21 protein-coding genes are annotated in these 17,062 nt (G+C 50.8%); 10 read left to right on the top strand and 11 right to left on the bottom strand.

Going from position 1 to position 17,062, the window contains the following annotated elements; genetic code table 11:
- Nucleotides 1-71 precede the first annotated feature (71 nt).
- A complete protein-coding gene (locus tag ACYVUT_RS08685) occupies nt 72-503 on the top strand; it encodes a hypothetical protein (protein ID WP_484501871.1) in 432 nt (143 codons plus the stop codon).
- 347 nt (nt 504-850) lie between these two features.
- Here ACYVUT_RS08685 and ACYVUT_RS08680 read toward each other — a convergent pair whose 3' ends face one another.
- From ACYVUT_RS08680 to ACYVUT_RS08660, 5 genes are all read right to left on the bottom strand, one after another.
- Nucleotides 851-1,606, bottom strand: a complete 756-nt coding sequence (locus ACYVUT_RS08680) for a MurR/RpiR family transcriptional regulator (protein WP_439775141.1) — start codon at nt 1,604-1,606, stop codon at nt 851-853.
- Nucleotides 1,607-1,687: 81 nt separating this feature from the next.
- Nucleotides 1,688-2,428, bottom strand: a complete 741-nt coding sequence (locus tag ACYVUT_RS08675; protein ID WP_484501870.1) for a serine hydrolase — start codon at nt 2,426-2,428, stop codon at nt 1,688-1,690.
- 1 nt (nt 2,429) lies between these two features.
- The gene (locus ACYVUT_RS08670) at nt 2,430-3,488 is read right to left on the bottom strand and encodes a dipeptide epimerase (protein ID WP_484501869.1); all 1,059 of its coding nucleotides are present in this window, start codon (nt 3,486-3,488) and stop codon (nt 2,430-2,432) included.
- A 51-nt stretch (nt 3,489-3,539) separates the two neighbouring features.
- A complete protein-coding gene (locus ACYVUT_RS08665) occupies nt 3,540-4,058 on the bottom strand; it encodes a GNAT family N-acetyltransferase (protein ID WP_484501868.1) in 519 nt (172 codons plus the stop codon).
- Between the two features lies 1 nt (nt 4,059).
- Nucleotides 4,060-4,641, bottom strand: coding sequence for a DJ-1/PfpI family protein (locus ACYVUT_RS08660; RefSeq protein WP_484501867.1), 582 nt, complete (start codon nt 4,639-4,641; stop codon nt 4,060-4,062).
- Between the two features lie 231 nt (nt 4,642-4,872).
- Here ACYVUT_RS08660 and ACYVUT_RS08655 point away from each other — a divergent pair, with 231 nt between their 5' ends.
- From ACYVUT_RS08655 to ACYVUT_RS08625, 7 genes are all read left to right on the top strand, one after another.
- Nucleotides 4,873-5,613, top strand: a complete 741-nt coding sequence (locus tag ACYVUT_RS08655; protein WP_484501866.1) for a sulfite exporter TauE/SafE family protein — start codon at nt 4,873-4,875, stop codon at nt 5,611-5,613.
- A 58-nt stretch (nt 5,614-5,671) separates the two neighbouring features.
- Nucleotides 5,672-6,352 (top strand): histidine phosphatase family protein, encoded by a 681-nt coding sequence (locus tag ACYVUT_RS08650; RefSeq protein WP_439776197.1) that lies wholly within the window; start codon nt 5,672-5,674, stop codon nt 6,350-6,352.
- A gap of 20 nt (nt 6,353-6,372) precedes the next feature.
- Nucleotides 6,373-6,558: a hypothetical protein gene (locus ACYVUT_RS08645; protein ID WP_484500645.1), complete on the top strand. Its 186-nt coding sequence runs from the start codon at nt 6,373-6,375 to the stop codon at nt 6,556-6,558.
- A 1-nt stretch (nt 6,559) separates the two neighbouring features.
- Complete coding sequence (locus tag ACYVUT_RS08640) at nt 6,560-6,745, top strand: hypothetical protein (protein WP_296227222.1); 186 nt, start codon at nt 6,560-6,562, stop codon at nt 6,743-6,745.
- Between the two features lie 12 nt (nt 6,746-6,757).
- Entirely contained in the window at nt 6,758-7,435 is a 678-nt protein-coding gene (locus ACYVUT_RS08635; RefSeq protein ID WP_484500642.1) for a 2,3-bisphosphoglycerate-dependent phosphoglycerate mutase, read from the top strand.
- A 152-nt stretch (nt 7,436-7,587) separates the two neighbouring features.
- Entirely contained in the window at nt 7,588-8,049 is a 462-nt protein-coding gene (gene fabZ, locus ACYVUT_RS08630) for a 3-hydroxyacyl-ACP dehydratase FabZ (RefSeq protein WP_484501865.1), read from the top strand.
- A 112-nt stretch (nt 8,050-8,161) separates the two neighbouring features.
- Complete coding sequence (locus ACYVUT_RS08625; RefSeq protein ID WP_484498935.1) at nt 8,162-9,097, top strand: AAA family ATPase; 936 nt, start codon at nt 8,162-8,164, stop codon at nt 9,095-9,097.
- Between the two features lie 58 nt (nt 9,098-9,155).
- On the opposite strand, the gene ACYVUT_RS08620 is transcribed toward ACYVUT_RS08625, so the two are convergent.
- Together ACYVUT_RS08620 and ACYVUT_RS08615 are read right to left on the bottom strand one after the other, a co-directional pair.
- Nucleotides 9,156-9,725 (bottom strand): peptidylprolyl isomerase, encoded by a 570-nt coding sequence (locus ACYVUT_RS08620; RefSeq protein ID WP_484501864.1) that lies wholly within the window; start codon nt 9,723-9,725, stop codon nt 9,156-9,158.
- A 9-nt stretch (nt 9,726-9,734) separates the two neighbouring features.
- Nucleotides 9,735-11,345, bottom strand: a complete 1,611-nt coding sequence (locus ACYVUT_RS08615) for a peptide ABC transporter substrate-binding protein (protein ID WP_484501863.1) — start codon at nt 11,343-11,345, stop codon at nt 9,735-9,737.
- A 99-nt stretch (nt 11,346-11,444) separates the two neighbouring features.
- Between ACYVUT_RS08615 and ACYVUT_RS08610 the strand changes: the two genes are divergently transcribed.
- Both ACYVUT_RS08610 and ACYVUT_RS08605 read left to right on the top strand, forming a co-directional pair.
- Nucleotides 11,445-11,624, top strand: coding sequence for a hypothetical protein (locus ACYVUT_RS08610; protein WP_484501862.1), 180 nt, complete (start codon nt 11,445-11,447; stop codon nt 11,622-11,624).
- A gap of 14 nt (nt 11,625-11,638) precedes the next feature.
- Nucleotides 11,639-13,492 (top strand): flavocytochrome c, encoded by a 1,854-nt coding sequence (locus ACYVUT_RS08605; protein WP_484501861.1) that lies wholly within the window; start codon nt 11,639-11,641, stop codon nt 13,490-13,492.
- Between the two features lie 87 nt (nt 13,493-13,579).
- On the opposite strand, the gene ACYVUT_RS08600 is transcribed toward ACYVUT_RS08605, so the two are convergent.
- The 4 genes from ACYVUT_RS08600 to ACYVUT_RS08585 form a co-directional block, all read right to left on the bottom strand.
- Nucleotides 13,580-13,858 (bottom strand): Txe/YoeB family addiction module toxin, encoded by a 279-nt coding sequence (locus ACYVUT_RS08600; RefSeq protein ID WP_484501860.1) that lies wholly within the window; start codon nt 13,856-13,858, stop codon nt 13,580-13,582.
- Nucleotides 13,849-15,132 (bottom strand): replication-associated recombination protein A, encoded by a 1,284-nt coding sequence (locus tag ACYVUT_RS08595; protein WP_484501859.1) that lies wholly within the window; start codon nt 15,130-15,132, stop codon nt 13,849-13,851. The genes ACYVUT_RS08600 and ACYVUT_RS08595 overlap by 10 nt, the downstream gene beginning before the upstream one ends.
- Nucleotides 15,133-15,319: 187 nt before the next feature.
- On the bottom strand, nt 15,320-16,669 hold the full coding sequence (pepC, locus tag ACYVUT_RS08590; RefSeq protein WP_484501858.1) for an aminopeptidase C: 1,350 nt from the start codon (nt 16,667-16,669) through the stop codon (nt 15,320-15,322).
- A 90-nt stretch (nt 16,670-16,759) separates the two neighbouring features.
- The gene (locus ACYVUT_RS08585; RefSeq protein ID WP_439775740.1) at nt 16,760-17,047 is read right to left on the bottom strand and encodes a hypothetical protein; all 288 of its coding nucleotides are present in this window, start codon (nt 17,045-17,047) and stop codon (nt 16,760-16,762) included.
- Nucleotides 17,048-17,062: the final 15 nt, after the last annotated feature.

Genomic DNA, 17,062 nt, shown 5'->3' with positions numbered 1-17,062 from the left:
ACCGGGGCTGATTTTGTTTGATTTGGCTTTGGCTGCGGAAAAAACGGGGCTGATTTATTGTTGATTTGGCCATGGCTGCGGTAAAAACGGGGCTGATTATTGTTGATTTGGCTTTGGCTGCGGTAAAAACGGGGCTGATTATTGTTGATTTGGCCATGGCTACGGTAAAAACGGGGCTGATTTATTGTTTAGATCCCCGTTTATTACTGAACCAAGCGATTTTTTCGAAAAATGATCCCCGTTTATTACTGAACCAAGCGATTTTTTCGAAAAACGATCCCCGTTTATTACTGAGCCACGAGATTTTTTCGAAAAATGATCCCCTTTTATTACTGAGCCACGAGATTTTTTCGAAAAATGATCCCCGTTTATTACTAAACCAAACGATTTTTTCGAAAAATGATCCCCGTTTATTACTAAACCAAACGATTTTTTCGAAAACCGATCCCCGTTTATTACTGAACCAAACGATTTTTTCGAAAAATGATCCCCTTTATTACTGAACCAAGCGATTTTTTCGAAAAATGATCCCCGTTTATTACTGAACCAAGCGATTTTTCCGAAAACCGATCCCCGTTTATTACTGAACCAAGCGATTTTTCCGAAAAACGATCCCCGTTTATTACTGAACCAAGCGATTTTTTCGAAAAATGATCCCCGTTTATTACTGAACCACGAAATTTTTTCGAAAAACGATCCCCGTTTATTACTGAACCAAACGATTTTTGCATCAGTTAGGTACTTTTAGGGGCTGATTTGCGATGTAGTTAGTCATTTTTGAAAAAATGTTCCCCGCAAAGTCCCCAACTGCCGCCTCCAGCCCAAGCAAAAAAGCTGCCTTCCGGCAGCTTTAGCGGCGGTGTTTGGTTGCCGCGATATCAATGACTCTTTCAGTAAAGACCACCGGGATCGACTGGGGGTCGACCGGCAGGCCCTGGGCCAGGTTCTTGCCCGGCAGGACGATGACCTTCTTAAAGTACTTCTTCAAAGGCGTGTCCGGGTTCATGGTAACCAGGTAGCTGTGCTTGAAGTGGGAGATCGACTTGGGCAGGGGCGAGGAGCCAAAAAGCTTGGAGATCCCGGAGACCGAGTAAAAGACGGCTGTGGAGTTCTCGTCGCTTAAGGGGAAAAGGTGCTCGCCAGCCGCCAGGTTGTCCCCAAAGTAGGTCGACTTGCCCAAATCCCGCATCCCCATGCTTAAAAGCCTTGCCGGCAATTCAGAATAGTAGATCCCGAAAATAAAGTTGGTCGAGCTGGTCGTCAGGACTTCCGCCAATTCTTCGGCGTCCTTCTCATTGCTCATCCAGACCCGGTTGATGGCATCATGGTAGTCGTCCAGGTACTCACTGCTTGAAACTGCCGCTTCCTGGCTCTCCTGCTTCTTAATGTAGGTCAGCAGCTGGAACTTAAATTCCTTAAAGCCGGAATAGCCCATCTTTTGGCAGAAGCGCTGAACTGAAGCCAGGGAAGTTCCCGCTTCTTCGGCCAGGTGGTTGATGGTCAGCGACTCAACATTGGTCAAGTCGGAGGTCATTCGCTTCATGATTTTCCGGTCAGATTTAGAGAGCTCCGAAGTCTCAACCGTGAAAAAATTGGTAATGTCCATTTATATCCCCACTTTTGATAATTTGTTTTAATTTTATCACAGTAGTGATAAAAATGGCTAGTCATCCAAAAAGAATATATCTTATTCTTTGGTCAAGTCCTGGTAGGCCAGTTTGCCGACCGCGTTCTGGGCCAGGAGGATCTGCTCGCGCTCTTCCAGGCCTTCATAGTGGCTCATGAAGCAGATGTCATAGTAGTTTTCCCTGGCAAAAATCCGCGCCGCGTCATGTTCTGTATCTTCCAGCTCCCCGGTCTTGCTGTAAGAGCAGCCTTCTGGCAGGTCCTGGAGGAGCTTGTTGACGGACTCCTGGTAAAAGAGGGCTTTTTGGCAGACCTGGCCAAAAGGAGACGGGTCAGCTAAGAGCCGCTCTAAGAGCTCCAGGGCAGTTTCAGCGGAAATGTAGTTTTCCCGGTCGGTCACTTCCATCAAGTACCGGCCCAGGTGAAGATGGGCAAAGTTTTCTTCAAACCAGGCGGCCATCTTGTCAAAGCCGGCGAAGTCGATCAAAAAGTTGGTGGCCGTGTTGTCTGAGTCCGACAGCATCAAGTCCAGAATGTCCCGCAGCTGCCAGTCCCTTTGGGCCAGGTGGCAGAGCATGCCGCCGTCAACGATCTTGTCTTCCGGGACATGGACCATCTGGCTTAGATCTTGCGGATGAGCCTGGTAGTAGCAGGCCACGGCCAGCTTGATTAGGCTGGCTGACTTGAATTCTTCCCCGGCTAAGGGGCTGGCGTAGAGGACGCCGGTTTTAGTTTTGATTAACAGGGCAGTTTTCCCTGGCAAGGAAGCCAGGATGTCATCAATCTTCTTAAAATCCAGCATTTTATCTCACCACGATATTGTCGCCGACGCATTCGGCATAACTGCTTAAATCCGGGTCCTGGTCAACCATGAAGATGGCGTCCAGGTCAGCAAAAATCGTATTCGGGTTGGCCCGGTAAAAGGCGCAGGCCGCCGCTAAAGATTCGATTGACTCAATCATGCTGCCGACCATGGTTGCTACGCCCCGGCTTTCGGCCAAGTCGTTGATCTTCTGGGCTTCAGACAAGCCGCCCGTCTTCATCAGCTTGATGTTGATGTAGTCGCAGGCATTTTTTGCCAAAACTTTCTGGGCGTCTTGGTAGCTTTCTACCGATTCATCAGCCATGATCGGGTAAGGGGAGTGTCTGGTCAAGTAGGCCATGGAGTCCAGATCCCAGGCCGGGACCGGCTGCTCGATAAAGTCGATCAAAAGGCCCTGCTTGTGCCAGTACTGGGCCGCCTGCATGGTTTGCCGGACATCCCAGGCCTGGTTCATGTCTAAGCGCAGGTGAACCATGGGACCAGCCGCGTAGGCCAGGTCTTCGACCAGCTTGATGTTCCGCTTTAAGTGGCCGGCCCCCAATTTCAATTTAAGGGTCTTGAAGCCCTGGTCGACCATCTTTTGGGCGTCAGCGATCATCTGCTCAGCCTTGCCGATGCTGATGGTATAGTCGGTCTCCACGCTGCCCCCCTTGCCGCCTAAGAGCTGGGAGAGGGTGAGGCCAAAAAGGTTGGCCCGGGTATTGTAGAGGGCGATTTCTACCGCTGCCTTGGCCGGGGCATTGTGGACGATGGAAGTCTTGACTGTGTTCAAAAGTTCCTTCCAGTTGGTCAGGTTTTTGCCCAGGATCAGGGGCTTGATCGTTTCTTCAATAACGGCCCGGGCGCTGGACAGGCTGTCCCCGGTCACTTTTTCATTAGGGGTGCAGGTGCCGACCCCAGTTACCCCGTTAGCCAGGTGGACCGTCACCCGGACGGCGTTGACAGCGTCAACTCTGTGCAGGGCCGTGACGAAGGGCTGCTTTAAGGGAATCTGCTTTACGTCGACCTGCAGGTCTTCAATTGCCAATTGTTCAGCCATTTTTTCCTCCTTGTTTATTTTCCTATTTCTCTATTTTTTTTTTTGCTTTTTCTACTTGTCAAAAAGCAGCTCATAGGCCCGCCGCTCCGGGTCAACCGAGTCGCTGGTCACCGTGATGATGCCCCGGTAGACGAAGCCAAGCTTGTCAGCCAGGTGCTGGACGGCCTGGTTCTGCTTGCCCGTGTCCAGGCGGAAGCTCTTGATCCCGCTCTCTTGGCCAAAAGCAATCACTCTTTTCAGCAAAAGCTGGCTCAAGCCTTGTCCTCTGAAAGACTTTTTAATGGCGAAGCGGTGCAGGGCCCAGTAGGGAGCACTTCCCGCCCAAATCGGGACTTCATAATTGGGGTCAAAGCTGGTTGCGGCCATATAAGCGGCGACCTGGCCATCTTTAAGTAAAACCCAGCCCTGGCGGTTTTCCAGGTCTTCTTCAATGCTGGCCCGGTTTGGGTAGCCTTCCTGCCACTGGCTGGAATTTTGCGCCTTTAAAAGAGCCTTGGCATCCTTGATGATGGTCACAATGTCCTCTAAGTCCCGGCTTTCTGCCTTTCTGACCATTTTTTCTTCGCTCATCTTAAGCCTCGTTGATGTGCTCTCTTAAGTAGCTGTACTGCATGGCGTCTTCCAGCTTGCTGGTGTCCACGCCTAAAACTTGGGCCAGGGCATAGGCAAAGGCCCAGGAAGTTGCCGGCCCCCGGCTGGTGACCAGCTTGTGGTCCTCATCGATCACGGCCGGGGTGTCCACGTAAGTGCTGGCTGGGTTTTCCTCAGCAACTTGCTTTTTAAAGTCCGGGTGGCTGGTCCACTTGGCTTCTTTTAAAAAGCCGTACTTGGACAAGGCGATCGGGGAGGCGCACATGGCGGCGTTCCACTTGCCGGCGGCGAAGCGCTGCTTCATCAAGGCCGCCAATTTCTCGCTTTCTCTTAAGTGCTTGGCGTTCGGGGCCCCGCCTGGGAAGGCGACCAGGTCGTAGTCAAGCAAGGACTCATCCACTAATTTGTCACAAGTAAAGCGGATGTCGTGTCCGCCGGTGATGGTCAAATTCTCCAGGGCCACCATGTCGCAGGGGATGCCCAGCCGGCGCAGGACGTCGACCTGGCTCAAGCCTTCGACTTCTTCACATCCATCTGAAAATACAATTGCTGCTGTTGGCATAGATTTGTTCTCCTTTTTTCTAATTCTAAAAAATAGTTTTTTAGCTATTGCTTTTAATTTTTTGTTAATGATTGTCTACCCTCTATTGTACAAAATTGCGGTCAGCTTGTCGCTGAAAGCGGACTTTTTTAAGCAATTTGCAATTGCTCCAAGTAGCGGATAAAATAAAAGGCGGTGTTATCACTTACAAAATATAAGCTTGATGACTATGAAATAGAAAAGAGAAAAGAAATGGAATTCATCTACCTCATCATCTTAGGCATCCTGGCCGGCATCGTGGCGGCGGTGGCCAGCATGGCGTCACTCGTGTCTTACCCGGGCCTGCTTCTTTTTGGCCTCAGCCCCGTCACAGCCAACATGACCAATACGGCAGCCCTGGTCACGACCGGCTTTGGCTCCTTATCCTCCTGCTTAAAAGAGATGCGGGGGCACTGGGGAGAGCTCTGGCGCTATGCCTTTTTCCAATTGACAGGTGCCCTCATTGGCGGCTGGCTTTTGGTTCAGTTCCCGGGAAAAATCTTCCAAAAACTGGTGCCCTTCTTTGTGCTTTTTTCCGCGGCCATGCTGCTCTATAGCGGCCGGCAAAAGCAGGCAAAAAAAGCGACCAAGCTGGGAAGGGTTGGGGCCTACTTTGGCTTGTTTATAGCCGGGATTTACGCCGGCTACTTTGGGGCAGCTTCAGGCGTTTTGACCTTGATCTTTTTGACAGCTTTAAGCGATTCATCCTTTGTTGTCATCAATGCCATTAAGAGTCTGATCGGCTCTTTAGCCAATCTGGTAGCTTTGACCCTTTTCGCCTTTAAGGGCGGGGTCGACTGGCCGGTAGCTTTTCCTTTGGCAATTGGCCTCTTTATCGGTGGCTATTTCGGGCAAAAAATGATTAAATATCTAAAGCCTGCCTGGGTCAGAGGAATCACGGCCTTCTTCTCGGTCCTTTTGGCTGCCTATTTGGGCTGGCAAGCTTGGGGCTAGCTACCCAAGCCGGGCAAAGTAAGTTAGAATAGTTATGATTGATTTAAGGAGGCAGAGCATGAAAACTGAAGTTTATCTGGTCAGACATGGGGAAACGCTTTTCAACCGCCTGAACAAGGTACAGGGTTGGTGCGACACCCCCTTGACCATCAAAGGAATCGACGACTTAAAGAAGACGGCTGACGCCTTGTCGCAGATCCATTTTGACAACATGTACTCATCAGACTTGAAGCGGGCGATCGATACCGTCCACTTGATGAAGGATGCCAACCAGGTGTCTGAGATTGGCAAGATCAAAAAGCTGCCGGAATTCAGAGAAGTTTTTTACGGCTCTTTTGAAGGCGGCAGCATCGACGACATCTGGCACAGCGTTTCTAAAGCAGCGGGCATCCCGGCAACGACTGACGTGAAAAAGATCATCGACACCATCGGCATCTATAAGTTCCGGGAAGTCACCAAGAAGGCTGACCCCCGCCATTTGGCCGAAAATACGGAAGAACTGGAAACCAGAATGAAGCGGGCCATCCAGGTCTTAAGAAAAGAAACCATGGGCGAAGGCCGGGTTTTGCTGGTGTCCCACGGGGACTTCATCAAGACCCTGGGGATCAAGTACTGGAAGGAAAGCGACGGCCTGCACGACATCACCTTCCCGGACAACGGCAGCGTCAGCCGGGGGATTTTGGACGAAGAAGGCAATTTTGAAATCGTGGACTACAACTGCAAGGCCGCGGATTTATGAACAAGGAGACAAATTAGACGATGAAGTGGGATACGCACACTTTTACGATCGTTTTGCTGGTGATCGTGGGCCTGTGGGAATTTGCCCGGGGCTATAACGCCCAGCGGATGGGCAAGAAGGGCAATCTGCCAGCTCAGTCCTACTATCTGACCGGGGCCGGGATTCTGGCCGTGGCCATTTATTACGCGGTAAAGTTGTGGAGTTAATATGAACGTTCATTCCTGGTGGGTTCCCTATGCCGTTTTGCTTTTCGGCATCTGGGATTTAATTACCGGCATCACGCGCCTGCGCCGGCAGAAGCAGGGCGTCAAGCAGAAGGGGCTGGGGGGCAAGGCTTTTGTCATCCTGGGCATCCTCTTCATCATTACTGGAATCTGGGCTTTTTGGCTCTAGAAGGCAAAAATTATGGCAAAGTTGGCACTGCTGAGGCATGGGGAAAGCCAGGCCAATGCGGCAAACGTATATACAGGCTGGAACGACGTCCCCTTGACAGACAAGGGCCGGCGGCAGGCCTGGGCAGCGGGGGAGAAATTAAAAGAAGTTGGTGACTTTCACCCGACCTTGATTCATACTTCTCTTTTGTCACGGGCAATTGAGACGGCGAACATCGCGGCAGAAGCAGCGGGCTTTTTGTACCTGCCAATTTCCAAAACCTGGCGACTGAACGAACGCCACTACGGGGCATTGCGGGGGCTTGACAAGGACGTGTCCAGGAAGATTTTCGGCAAAGAGCAGGTTTTAGAGTGGCGGCGGGGCTTTGACGCTGTACCTCCTGCGCAAGGGTCGCCAAGCATTGACCGCCGCTATTGGGGAGTGGACCCCAAGCTTTTGCCAAGAGCTGAGAGCCTGCACCAGACCCAGCTCCGCCTTTTGCCTTATTATGAAGATGAGGTAGCCAGTCGCTTAATGGCTGGGCAAGACCAGCTGATCGTGGCACATGGCTCCAGCCTGCGGGCGCTGATCAAATACTTAGAAGATATCAACAATGTGGATATCCTCAAGCTGGAGGTGCCTAACGCCCAGGCCATCGTCTATGACTTTGACCAGGAGCTGAACATTGTGGATAAGATAATCACCAACTAACTGATAACTTAAACAGGCTGAGGCCTGTTTTTTATTTTGTCCAAAAACTAGCGGTTATTGAAAAACTTGACATCGCTTTTGGGAGTGTTACACTTAGTCACAAGTTATCAGAAAACTTGTGAAAAGATTTTATAAACAGAAAGTGTGACAAGATGCCAGTAATGACAGCCCAAGAAGTGATGGATTTGATTCCTAACCGCTACCCGATCTGCTATATCGACCGGGTGGAGGAAATAGAAGCCGACAAAAGCATTAAAGCCGTGAAGAACGTGACGATCAACGAGCCATTTTTTCAGGGACATTTCCCGGGAAATCCGGTGATGCCCGGGGTCTTGATCATTGAGACTTTGGCCCAGGCAGCTTCGATTTTGATCTTGAAGTCGCCGGCTTTTTACAAAAAGACCGCTTACCTTGGGGCGATCCACCAGGCCAAGTTCAGAAGGATGGTCCGTCCGGGGGATGTTTTGGAGATGGAAGTGAAGATGCTCAAGGTCCGGGCCAAGACCGGGAGCGTGGCGGCGGTGGCTAAAGTAAACGGGGACCTGGTCTGCCAGACGGAATTAGTCTTTATCGTGGGTGACCGGGACGGCAAGGACATGCAGGCAAAAAGTTAGAAAAAGCGAAAAAATCTGGAGACTTTTGCCAGATTGCTAAATGTCGGGGGCAATCTATGGTAAAATCTATTCTGATATATTTAAAATAGATTTTTTTAAAATGGAGCTAAGTATGCGCAAATTATTTCTTTTGAGAGGCGCGCCCGGCTCTGGCAAGTCTTCATTTATCGCCCGGCACCACTTATTGCCGTACGCGATCAGCGGGGATGCGATCCGCCTGCTTTTGGCGGACCTGACCGTTTACTATGACCAGAAGACTGACGTTCTGCACCAGGTTATTCCGCGGCATGTCACGGAACAGACCAAGCGGATGAAGGACAACTTGGTTGAGCACAAGATGTCCTATGGGGAAACCGTCATCGTGGACGGGACCCACATTGTCGCCAGCGAGATCGATCACTACAAGAAGTGGTGCGAGAAGTACCATTACGAGTGCTATGTGGTCGATTTGATGCAGAACCAGACTCTGGAAGGTTTGTTGAAGAGAAACCAGATCCGGATGCAGTATGACTGGGTGAAGCCGGAAGTCATCACGATGATGTACAATTCTTACAAGGCTCATCCTGAATTGCCCAAGTGGGTCAAGGGGATCAAGCCCAACCAGATGGAGCAGGCCCTGCAGCAGAGAGAGAACAATCTGGACCATTATTCACATGTGGTTGCCATCCCAGACGAGGTGGCGGAAGAAGATTTTCCACATGTGCACATTTCCAACTTCTACTTCTCTTTCAACGACAAGTTCAGTGAAAAGTATGGGACTTACCGGAATGTGGTGACGATCGGCAAGACCAAGGAAGAGGTGGTTGACGAGTTCCGCCTGCCGTACTTTGCCTTCAAGTTCCACCACAAGCACTTTTTGATTTCGGCTTACCCGATCAGAAACGAAATGCTGGACCCAGTCAAGAAGGTCAAGGGGACCTGGTCTTACACGACTGGCCTCTACAATGTGGCTGACTTTATCAGAGAATTTCCGGAGAACGAGAAATCACACGTTCACCAGTTTAATTTGAGCAAGCTGGACCGGACCAGACTTTTGCACATTTGGTAAAAGGCAAAGAAAAAGCTTTTCCTCAAGATTGTGGGGAAAAGCTTTTTTATGTAAAAAATTACTGCCAGGTCAAGGGAATTTGCCCGTGGGTCATGCGGACGGGATCGGGCAGGGTGAAATCTGCTGGCTCCAAGGTAACCTTGTCGATAACTTGTGGAATAACAGGTTCGTTGACCTCGACTCCTTCATAAGGAAAGTCAGTCACGGGCCGGGTTTGGACCTGGCCCAGGCGCTCGATTTCATCAAAGCCGGAGACTACCTTGGCAAAGACGGGGTAGGTCCCGGTCAGTTGCGGCTGGTCGGTCAAGGGAAAGAAGACTTCACAGCCGGCCAGGCCCAATTCGTCGTAGCCGCCCATGCAGGCCGTTCCGGCAGTGACGGGAACTGGCGTTAAGTCGGGATGCAGGTCAAACTCATTGGGCAGGAGGTACTTGGCCTCTTTTTTGCCAAAGGCATTGTAGCTTAAATCGACCCATTTGCCGGGAACGATCCGCTGGATCGCGTGACCGTCATAAATATGGTGCTTGACGGCCCAGACGAAGCTGGCGCAGGTATTCGGGGCGGCGTCTGGCAAAAGGTCCAAGACGATTTTAGACCCGTTTCTCAGCCAAAAAACTGCTTTAGCCATATATCCTCCTTACTTGAAGTAGGCCCGGGTGTAGTCGGCCGTACCGGTGGTGTTCCAGAGAACCCCGCGCAGGTTGGAGTTGACCAGGTGGTCTTCAACTTCGGTGCACAGAGGGATGACTGGGTTGTCCTTGCTCAGCTGCTTTTGGGCATTCAAGAGGTTCTTAAAGTAGGCCTTTTGGGAAGTAGCGTTTTTGGACTTGGCCAGGCTTAGCTGCTGGTTGAAGTTCTTGCTGGTGTACTTGCCGAAGTTGTGGGAGTTGTTCAGCTCTTGAGTTTCCAGTTCGCTCATTGGGTCAGCGTAGTCGTTGAGCCAGTAGCTCAGCTGCAGGTCAAAGTCGCCCTTGACGGCTAAGTTGTAGGCAGACAAGAATGGGAGGGATTTGACTTCGATTTTGACGCCGGAGAGCTTGCTTTCGATTTGTGATTGCAAAAATTCGGCCTGGTTCTTGTCAGTAGAAGTGTCGTAGCCGACCAAAGTCAAGGTTACGCTGGACTTGCCAAGTTCTTTCAAGCCTTCCTTCCAGAGCTTTTTCGCCTTGGCAACATTGTAGGTTTCCTTTGGCTTAGCGACAGTAGCGAAGTCCTTGTTAGTGCCAGGGTATTTGGCAGCGCCAGGTGAAGAGTAAGTGTAGGAAGGCTTAGAGCCGTTGGCCATGACTTTTTCAGCCAGCTGCTTTCTGTTGATGACTAAGTAGAGGGCCTGGCGGAGCTTGTCATTGCTTAAGGCGCGGCCTGTGGCCTGGTTGGTGCGGATGAAGTAGTTGCCGGACCGGTCGACTTGCTTTAAGTGCTTGTCATTTTGCAGGCCCTGGGCGGTGGTGCCGCTGATTAAGGCGTCGTCCAGACTGCCCTGCTGGAAGAGCTGGTGGGCGGTGTTGGCTTCTTTGACGACTTGGTACTTGATCTTGGATAATTTGACTTCAGATTTAGCGTAGTAATTAGGGTTCTTGACCAAAGTCCAGGTGTTTGAGCCAGCCTTCCAGCTGCCGAGCTTGAAGGCACCGTTTGAGGCGAAGGTCTTCATGCTGGTCCCGTACTTTTTGCCGTATTTCTTGACCAGTTTGGTGTTTTGGGGCAAGAAGGAGGTCATGGTCAGCTTCTTGGTGAAGGTTGGGATTGGGTATTCCAGGTCAACGACCAGTTTATGCTTGCCCACGGCTTTGACGCCTAAAGTTTCGGGCTTCTTTTTGCCATTTTGGATGGCGGTGGCATTCTTGATGCCTTGGTAGATGTAGCTGTAGCCGGACAGGGCGGTTGGGGCCACGCCTTTTCTCCAGGCGGTGACGAAGTCTTCAGCGGTCACGTCATCGCCGTTAGACCATTTGGCGGTCTTGAGGTAGAAGGTGTAGCGCTTGCCGCCATTGGACTTGACCGTCTTTTTGGCCAGGGCTGGGACAGGATTGTTGTTCTTGTCTGAGCGGAAGAGGCCGTCGTCCATCTGGTTTAAGACGTCCCAGATCGGCACCGTGGTGCTGGCGGATTGGTCAAAAGTGGCGATCGTGTCGCTCTCCATCAAGTTGAGCGTGGTCTTGGCCGTGGATGTGGTGGATGATTTGCCGCAGGCACTGAGCAGGAGCCCAGCCGCTAAAGCTGTGGCAAGCGGTAACTTTTTCCCCATGTTGATCTCCTCTGTTACGCGATTCTAGCGGGTTGATACATTAAAATAACATTAAGAATTTTATAATCATAATTTAACAGCTAGCCGGGGAATTGTCAATTGGAAAATTGTTATGAAATTTTTGCAGAAGAAATAGAAAATGGTTACCGCGTGGCTTTCAAAAATCCCGAAAAGGCAGCTTTCTTTTTAACTAATGAAAAAAATCACAATTTCTCGTTGCGAGCGTTTTTTTCAAGTGTTACGATCACGGGTGAGAAAAAGATTATTAAAAAGCAATAGAAAGAAGCAAGAAAATGAAGGCTGGAAAATACACGGTTGACGCCCAAGGGCACAATGGCAAGTTTAAGCTGACGGTGACGGTTGACGGAGACCGGATCGAAGATGTCAAGGTTGCTGAAGGGGAAACGGCTGGCATCTCAGACGCGGCTTTAAAGCGGATCCCGGAAGCGATTGTTAAGGGGCAAACTTTAAACGTTGACGTCGTCTCCGGGGCTTCCCTGACTAGCCGGGGGATCCTGGACGGGGTCGGCCAGGCGGTTGAAATGGCTGGCGGGGATGCTGAAGAATTTAAAAAGCGGCCAAAGTACCAAGAAGCAGAAATCGAAAGCGGGGAAGTCACGGTTGACGTGGCGGTTGTTGGTGCCGGCGGGGCTGGCTTTACCGCTGCTGTCCGCTCTTTGCAAAATGGCTTGAAGGTAGCCCTGCTTGAAAAGGCGCCAACTGTCGGCGGCAATACCATGCGGTCAGGCGGCTTTTTGAACGCGGCTGACCCGGAATGGCAAAACAAGTTTCCAGCCCTGCCCGGGGAAAATGTCACCCTGGAGCAAATGATGGAAGTCAAGGAAGAAGAAATTGCTCCGGAATACCTGGAAGACTTCAAGGAGATGCAAAAGCAGATCAAGGACTACTTGGACAGCGGAAAAGACTACCTCTTTGACTCCGTTCTCTTCCACCGCCTGCAAACTTATCTGGGCGGCAAGCGGGTTGACCTGAAGGGCAATGAAATCTACAGCGACTACTCTTTGGCCAAGACTTTGACTGACCATGCCCTGGAATCGGTTAAGTGGTTGGCTTCAGTTGGCGTTGACTTTAACATGTCGGCCGTAACCATGCCAGTTGGTGCCCTTTGGCGCCGGGCCCACAAGCCAGTGGAAAGCGATGGCTTTGGTTATATCAAGGCTTTGAAGAAGTACTACGATGAACATGGCGGGCAGACTTTTACCGATGCCAAGGTAACTGATCTTTTGCTTGAAGATGGCCGGGTAGTGGGCGTGAAGACTGACAAGCTGACTGTACACGCCAAGGCGGTAATTTTGACGGCGGGCGGCTATAGCGCCAACACCAAGATGCTGCAAAAGTACAACACTTACTGGGATGATATTCCAGACAACATGAAGACTACCAACGCCCCATACATTACTGGTGATGGGATCAACTTGGGCCTGGAAGCAGGGGCTGCCTTAGTCGGCATGGGCTTTACCCAGATGATGCCAGTTGCTGACCCGAAGACCGGTGAATACAACACTGGCCTGCAAGTTCCGCCAGCTGACTTTGTCATGGTCAACCAAAAGGGTGACCGTTTCGTTAACGAATACGCTGGCCGGGATACTTTAGCCAAGGCGGCAATTGCCAACGGCGGCCTCTTCTACTTGATTGCCGATGAAACGATCAAGAATTCTGCCTACAACACTGATGAAAACAAGATCAAGCAGGAAATCGCTAGCGGACAGCTCTACAAGGCTGATACCTTGGAAGAATTGGCAGAACAGATCAAGGTTGACCCAGACCACTTACTGGCAAGCATCAAGAAGTACAACCAATACGTTGACCAAGGGGATGACCCTGAATTTCACAAGAGCGTCTTTGACCACCGGGTTGAAAATGGCCCATTCTACGCTACTCCGCGCCAGCCAGCCATGCACCACACCATGGGCGGCTTGAAGATTGACGCGGGTGCCCATGTTTTAAACGAAGCAGGGGAAAAGATTACCGGTCTTTACTGTGCTGGTGAAAATGCCGGCGGGGTTCACGCGGGCAACCGTTTAGGCGGCAACGCCTTAGCTGACGTCTTTACTTTTGGCCGGATCGCGGCAGACAGCGCCAAGAGTGAACTCGCGGTTGACACGGTCAGCGGGGCTTCTCACTAAGCTTTGTAATTTGATGAATTTTTCCACATAACGCAAAAAAGTACTGATTCTCATTTATGTGAGGGTCAGTACTTTTTCTTTGCTATTCTATTTGTCGTTTTTAAAACCTTCGTAATGGGTCATGCAGGAGTAAATCACCAGCCGATGATCTTCAATGCAGTAAACGAGCCGGTCAGAGTGGGTAACCCGCCGGGCCCAGCGGTGCTGAGAATCCTTCTGCATCCCTTCCGGCCGGCCAATCCCCGTATATGGGTGCCGCTTAATATCTTCAATCAATTTGTTGATTCGCTTGATGATCTTGTTTTCGCCTTTAGCGTACCAAGTCAAGTACTCATTCCAAGCTCGGTCTGTCCAAATCAAGTCCATTTTCCATCCTCCTTCAGCGGATCTTTGGCCGCGAACTTCTTTTCATAGATGTACTCAAACAAGGCCTGGTACTGCCGGTAGAGCCTTTCTTCATTGGCGGTATTGCGCGGGAAAAAGTAGTGGTGACCCACCAAATCCTCTGGCAGATAAGTCTGCTTGGCAATCTGGTGGGGCTGGCTGAAGGCGTCCAGCTTGATTCCTGCCCCCCTGAGCTTGCCTGCTCCCTTGTAGTGATCATCTCTTAAGTAGGCGGGCATCGGGTGAGCATTTGGATTTTCCGCGTCCATCTTAGCCCGGGCATAAGTCCAGCGGACTGAATCTGACCGCGGGCAAATGCAGAGCAGCATGGTTGCCATAGTCAAGGCTGATGTCGCCCGCGGCAAGCCGATCTCCCTGGCCGTGTTGGCCAAAGTGATCACCTGGGTGACGGTTTCCGGTGACGCCAGGCCCACCGTCAAAACCGCCGCGTCTTTCAGTCTCCTGGCTACCGATTCCAAATCACCGCTCTCTAGCAGCACTGCCAGATAATACAAGGCCGCGTCAGCGTCTGAGCCCTCAATTGAATCCTGGAAGGCGGACAGATAGTCGTAGTGCTGGGTCGCATCCTTGTCGTAAGCAAAATGCTGGCTCTTGGCGAAAGCCGCCACGTCCCCCATTGTGATTTTTTCCGGATACATGGCGTGCAAGGTGTCCAGAATGTTCAAAGCTACCCGGGCATCCCCATTGGCCGAATTGGCAATAGCATGCGCTTCCGAATCACCCAATCCAAAGTCCAGGTATTCTTTGGCTGCTCTCTTTAATACCGGCTCAATGTCTTCAGCTGAAAGAGGGCTGAATTCAAAAATCTGACAGCGGGACCGGATGGCCGGCACGATGCTCATCACCGGATTTTCCGTCGTTGCCCCGACCAAAAGAATATGCCCGTTTTCCAGATAGGGCAGGAGGTAGTCCTGCAGCGGCTTGGTCAAACGGTGGATCTCATCCAGCAAAAGCATGAAGCTTTCATCTGGATGCTTTTGAATCAGCGCCTGCAGCTGGGTCTTATTTTGAATCGACGCGTTGAAAGACTCGAAGGGCAAGTCCAGACTCTTGGCCATGACGCTGGCTAAAGTGGACTTGCCGCTTCCCGGCGGGCCCCAGAGAATCAGACTCAGCGGAATCGCCTGGTCAATGATTTGCCTTAATGGCTTGCCCGGTGCCAGCAGCTGCTTTTGTCCAGCCATCTGGTCCAAATTTTGCGGCCGCAGCAAGTCTGCCAAAGGCTGCTTAAACATCTTGTCACCTCACTTGCTAATCTGTTTTCTAAAAACAGTATACCTGTAATTATAAAAAGAACAAGTGATAAGATGAAAAAATTGTCTTTTAGCCCCAAAAAAGCTCCAGAAGCAAATTGCCTCTGGAGCTTGTCTTGATATCTAGTTGTGCCTTAACTATCAGTTAAGGAGATGGCCGTTAAATCTATTAGAAGTCGAAAGCCAAAGCGCCCATTGGGTCCCATGGCAGAAGTTCGATTGGGTTCTTCTTGCCTTCGTCGTAAGCTGCCTTAACGTCTTCTGGCAGGTAAGCCTTGTTCAAAACTGCCTGGTAGACAAATTGGTCGAACCATTCGTCGCTCATGACGAAGTAGCCCTTGAAGCCTGGCTTGTCGCCCCATGAGTTTTCGATCTTCCACTTGGTTGGCTTGCCGTCAACCAGGTCAACGGCAGTGATAACCATGGCGTGGTTCATCATGCTTTCGCCTGAGTCCAGACGGTCAGCCTTGCTCATTGAGAAGTCGTAGTCAAAAAGCTGGTCTCTTTGGTAGATCTTGGTGTCCAAAAGCCCGGCTTCCCGGTCGCCGCCCTTGGAAACGTCTGAACCAAACCAAACGACTTCGCCTTGCTTCAATTGGTTGACGATCAAGTCCTTGAACTTGGACAGTTCCAGGTTGAGGTGGCGGACTTGCCGGCCGCCGACCACGTTGCCCAGGTATTCAACTGAGAAGACCTTGTTGTATGGCTTGTCAGCAGTAGGCCCGTTGATGACTGAGATGTAGTTTTCCAGGTCCCAGCCAATGTACTTCTTGAAGAAGTCTTGCGGGGTGATGTCCTTGTCGATGTGGTAGTTGCCGTCATCGTCAGTGTATTCAAAGTTGAAGCTCTTTGGCGGCAAGCCCAAGGAAGTTGCCAGCATGCGGAAGATGGCGTCCAAAAGTTCTGCCTTGTGAGCTTCTACTTCTTCTTCGCTCTTGCCTTCGTTTACCAAAGCCCGCAGTTCCAAACCGCCCTTGCGGAGCATGGTGTTCAAAGTGTCGTCCAAAGCACGGGAGTTTTCTGAGTTAGCCGTTTCCGGGTAAACCTTCTTCGGCACGATCCCGTACTTTTCAATCAAGCCGCAGAGCATGTCCCATTGCCCGCCGTCTGATTGCGGAGTGGCAAAGAGGAAGGAGACCTTCCGGTCGCCCAGCGGCTTGTCAGCTGAGGAGATCACGTTTTCAAAGAAGAAGTTGGACTTTTCAAACTTGTCCCAGAAGAAGGTGTAGCTCTGTGACAATTCAAAGCCCTTCAGCTTGAATTCCTTTTGGATTGAGTGGCGCATGGTGTTCAAAGCACTGAACATCCAGCAGCGGCCTGACTGCTTTTGGTTGGTAACTGAACCAGTGTCGATTTCCACTGAGAAGGTCGGGTCCAGGTCAATCTTGCTTTGGGTGCTTTGGCTGGCCTTGAAGATCCCATTGGTTTGGGCAGCGTTGGCAGCTACCCCGTAAGCTGGGTGCTTGCTCAAGTTGCTGGTGAAGTTTTCGATCGTGTCAAAGCTGATTTCTTTTGACATCCTATTGCCTCCTGTTTTCTCTTTTTTTCTTTTAAAAAACTGTCTAAGCCCATTTTAGCCCATTAAAAATGTTCCGTCTATCAAAGCAGCTTAATTTGCAGGTCTGCCGGCCCAAATGTTCGTCAATTCCCCGTGCTTTTGGCAATAAGCGATCACTTGCGGGTCCAAAGGCCAAACTTTTAAGCCCGTCTCCTGGCAAATCTTTGCGACTTGCGCCATGACTTGGTCCAAAATTCCTTCCGGGGCTCCCGGCGCGATAAAAAGCTGGTTCATGACCCAAACCGGCCCGCTCTTTCGCTCAATCAAGAGGAGGGGACTTTTGGCAACTAACTGGCCGTCAGCCTTGATTTCAATGACTTTTTCTCTTTCGTCTGGCATAGCTTTTCCTTTCAG

This window comes from Lactobacillus sp. WILCCON 0059, assembly GCF_057197985.1.
Note: the sequence above shows the minus strand (reverse complement) of the source record. Positions and strands in the feature narration are given on the sequence as shown.

Excerpts from the sequence above, each read along its gene's own strand:
- ACYVUT_RS08615 (WP_484501863.1), bottom strand. The coding sequence starts at position 11,345 with ATGGGGAAAAAGTTACCGCTTGCCACAGCTTTAGCGGCTGGGCTCCTG.
- ACYVUT_RS08665 (WP_484501868.1), bottom strand. The coding sequence starts at position 4,058 with ATGAGCGAAGAAAAAATGGTCAGAAAGGCAGAAAGCCGGGACTTAGAG.
- ACYVUT_RS08670 (WP_484501869.1), bottom strand. The coding sequence starts at position 3,488 with ATGGCTGAACAATTGGCAATTGAAGACCTGCAGGTCGACGTAAAGCAG.
- pepC (WP_484501858.1), bottom strand. The coding sequence starts at position 16,669 with ATGTCAAAAGAAATCAGCTTTGACACGATCGAAAACTTCACCAGCAAC.
- ACYVUT_RS08685 (WP_484501871.1), top strand. The coding sequence starts at position 72 with ATGGCTGCGGTAAAAACGGGGCTGATTATTGTTGATTTGGCTTTGGCT.
- fabZ (WP_484501865.1), top strand. The coding sequence starts at position 7,588 with ATGCCAGTAATGACAGCCCAAGAAGTGATGGATTTGATTCCTAACCGC.
- ACYVUT_RS08625 (WP_484498935.1), top strand. The coding sequence starts at position 8,162 with ATGCGCAAATTATTTCTTTTGAGAGGCGCGCCCGGCTCTGGCAAGTCT.
- ACYVUT_RS08595 (WP_484501859.1), bottom strand. The coding sequence starts at position 15,132 with ATGTTTAAGCAGCCTTTGGCAGACTTGCTGCGGCCGCAAAATTTGGAC.
- ACYVUT_RS08635 (WP_484500642.1), top strand. The coding sequence starts at position 6,758 with ATGGCAAAGTTGGCACTGCTGAGGCATGGGGAAAGCCAGGCCAATGCG.
- ACYVUT_RS08605 (WP_484501861.1), top strand. The coding sequence starts at position 11,639 with ATGAAGGCTGGAAAATACACGGTTGACGCCCAAGGGCACAATGGCAAG.
- ACYVUT_RS08585 (WP_439775740.1), bottom strand. The coding sequence starts at position 17,047 with ATGCCAGACGAAAGAGAAAAAGTCATTGAAATCAAGGCTGACGGCCAG.
- ACYVUT_RS08620 (WP_484501864.1), bottom strand. The coding sequence starts at position 9,725 with ATGGCTAAAGCAGTTTTTTGGCTGAGAAACGGGTCTAAAATCGTCTTG.
- ACYVUT_RS08600 (WP_484501860.1), bottom strand. The coding sequence starts at position 13,858 with ATGGACTTGATTTGGACAGACCGAGCTTGGAATGAGTACTTGACTTGG.
- ACYVUT_RS08650 (WP_439776197.1), top strand. The coding sequence starts at position 5,672 with ATGAAAACTGAAGTTTATCTGGTCAGACATGGGGAAACGCTTTTCAAC.
- ACYVUT_RS08675 (WP_484501870.1), bottom strand. The coding sequence starts at position 2,428 with ATGCTGGATTTTAAGAAGATTGATGACATCCTGGCTTCCTTGCCAGGG.
- ACYVUT_RS08640 (WP_296227222.1), top strand. The coding sequence starts at position 6,560 with ATGAACGTTCATTCCTGGTGGGTTCCCTATGCCGTTTTGCTTTTCGGC.
- ACYVUT_RS08660 (WP_484501867.1), bottom strand. The coding sequence starts at position 4,641 with ATGCCAACAGCAGCAATTGTATTTTCAGATGGATGTGAAGAAGTCGAA.
- ACYVUT_RS08655 (WP_484501866.1), top strand. The coding sequence starts at position 4,873 with ATGGAATTCATCTACCTCATCATCTTAGGCATCCTGGCCGGCATCGTG.
- ACYVUT_RS08645 (WP_484500645.1), top strand. The coding sequence starts at position 6,373 with ATGAAGTGGGATACGCACACTTTTACGATCGTTTTGCTGGTGATCGTG.
- ACYVUT_RS08680 (WP_439775141.1), bottom strand. The coding sequence starts at position 1,606 with ATGGACATTACCAATTTTTTCACGGTTGAGACTTCGGAGCTCTCTAAA.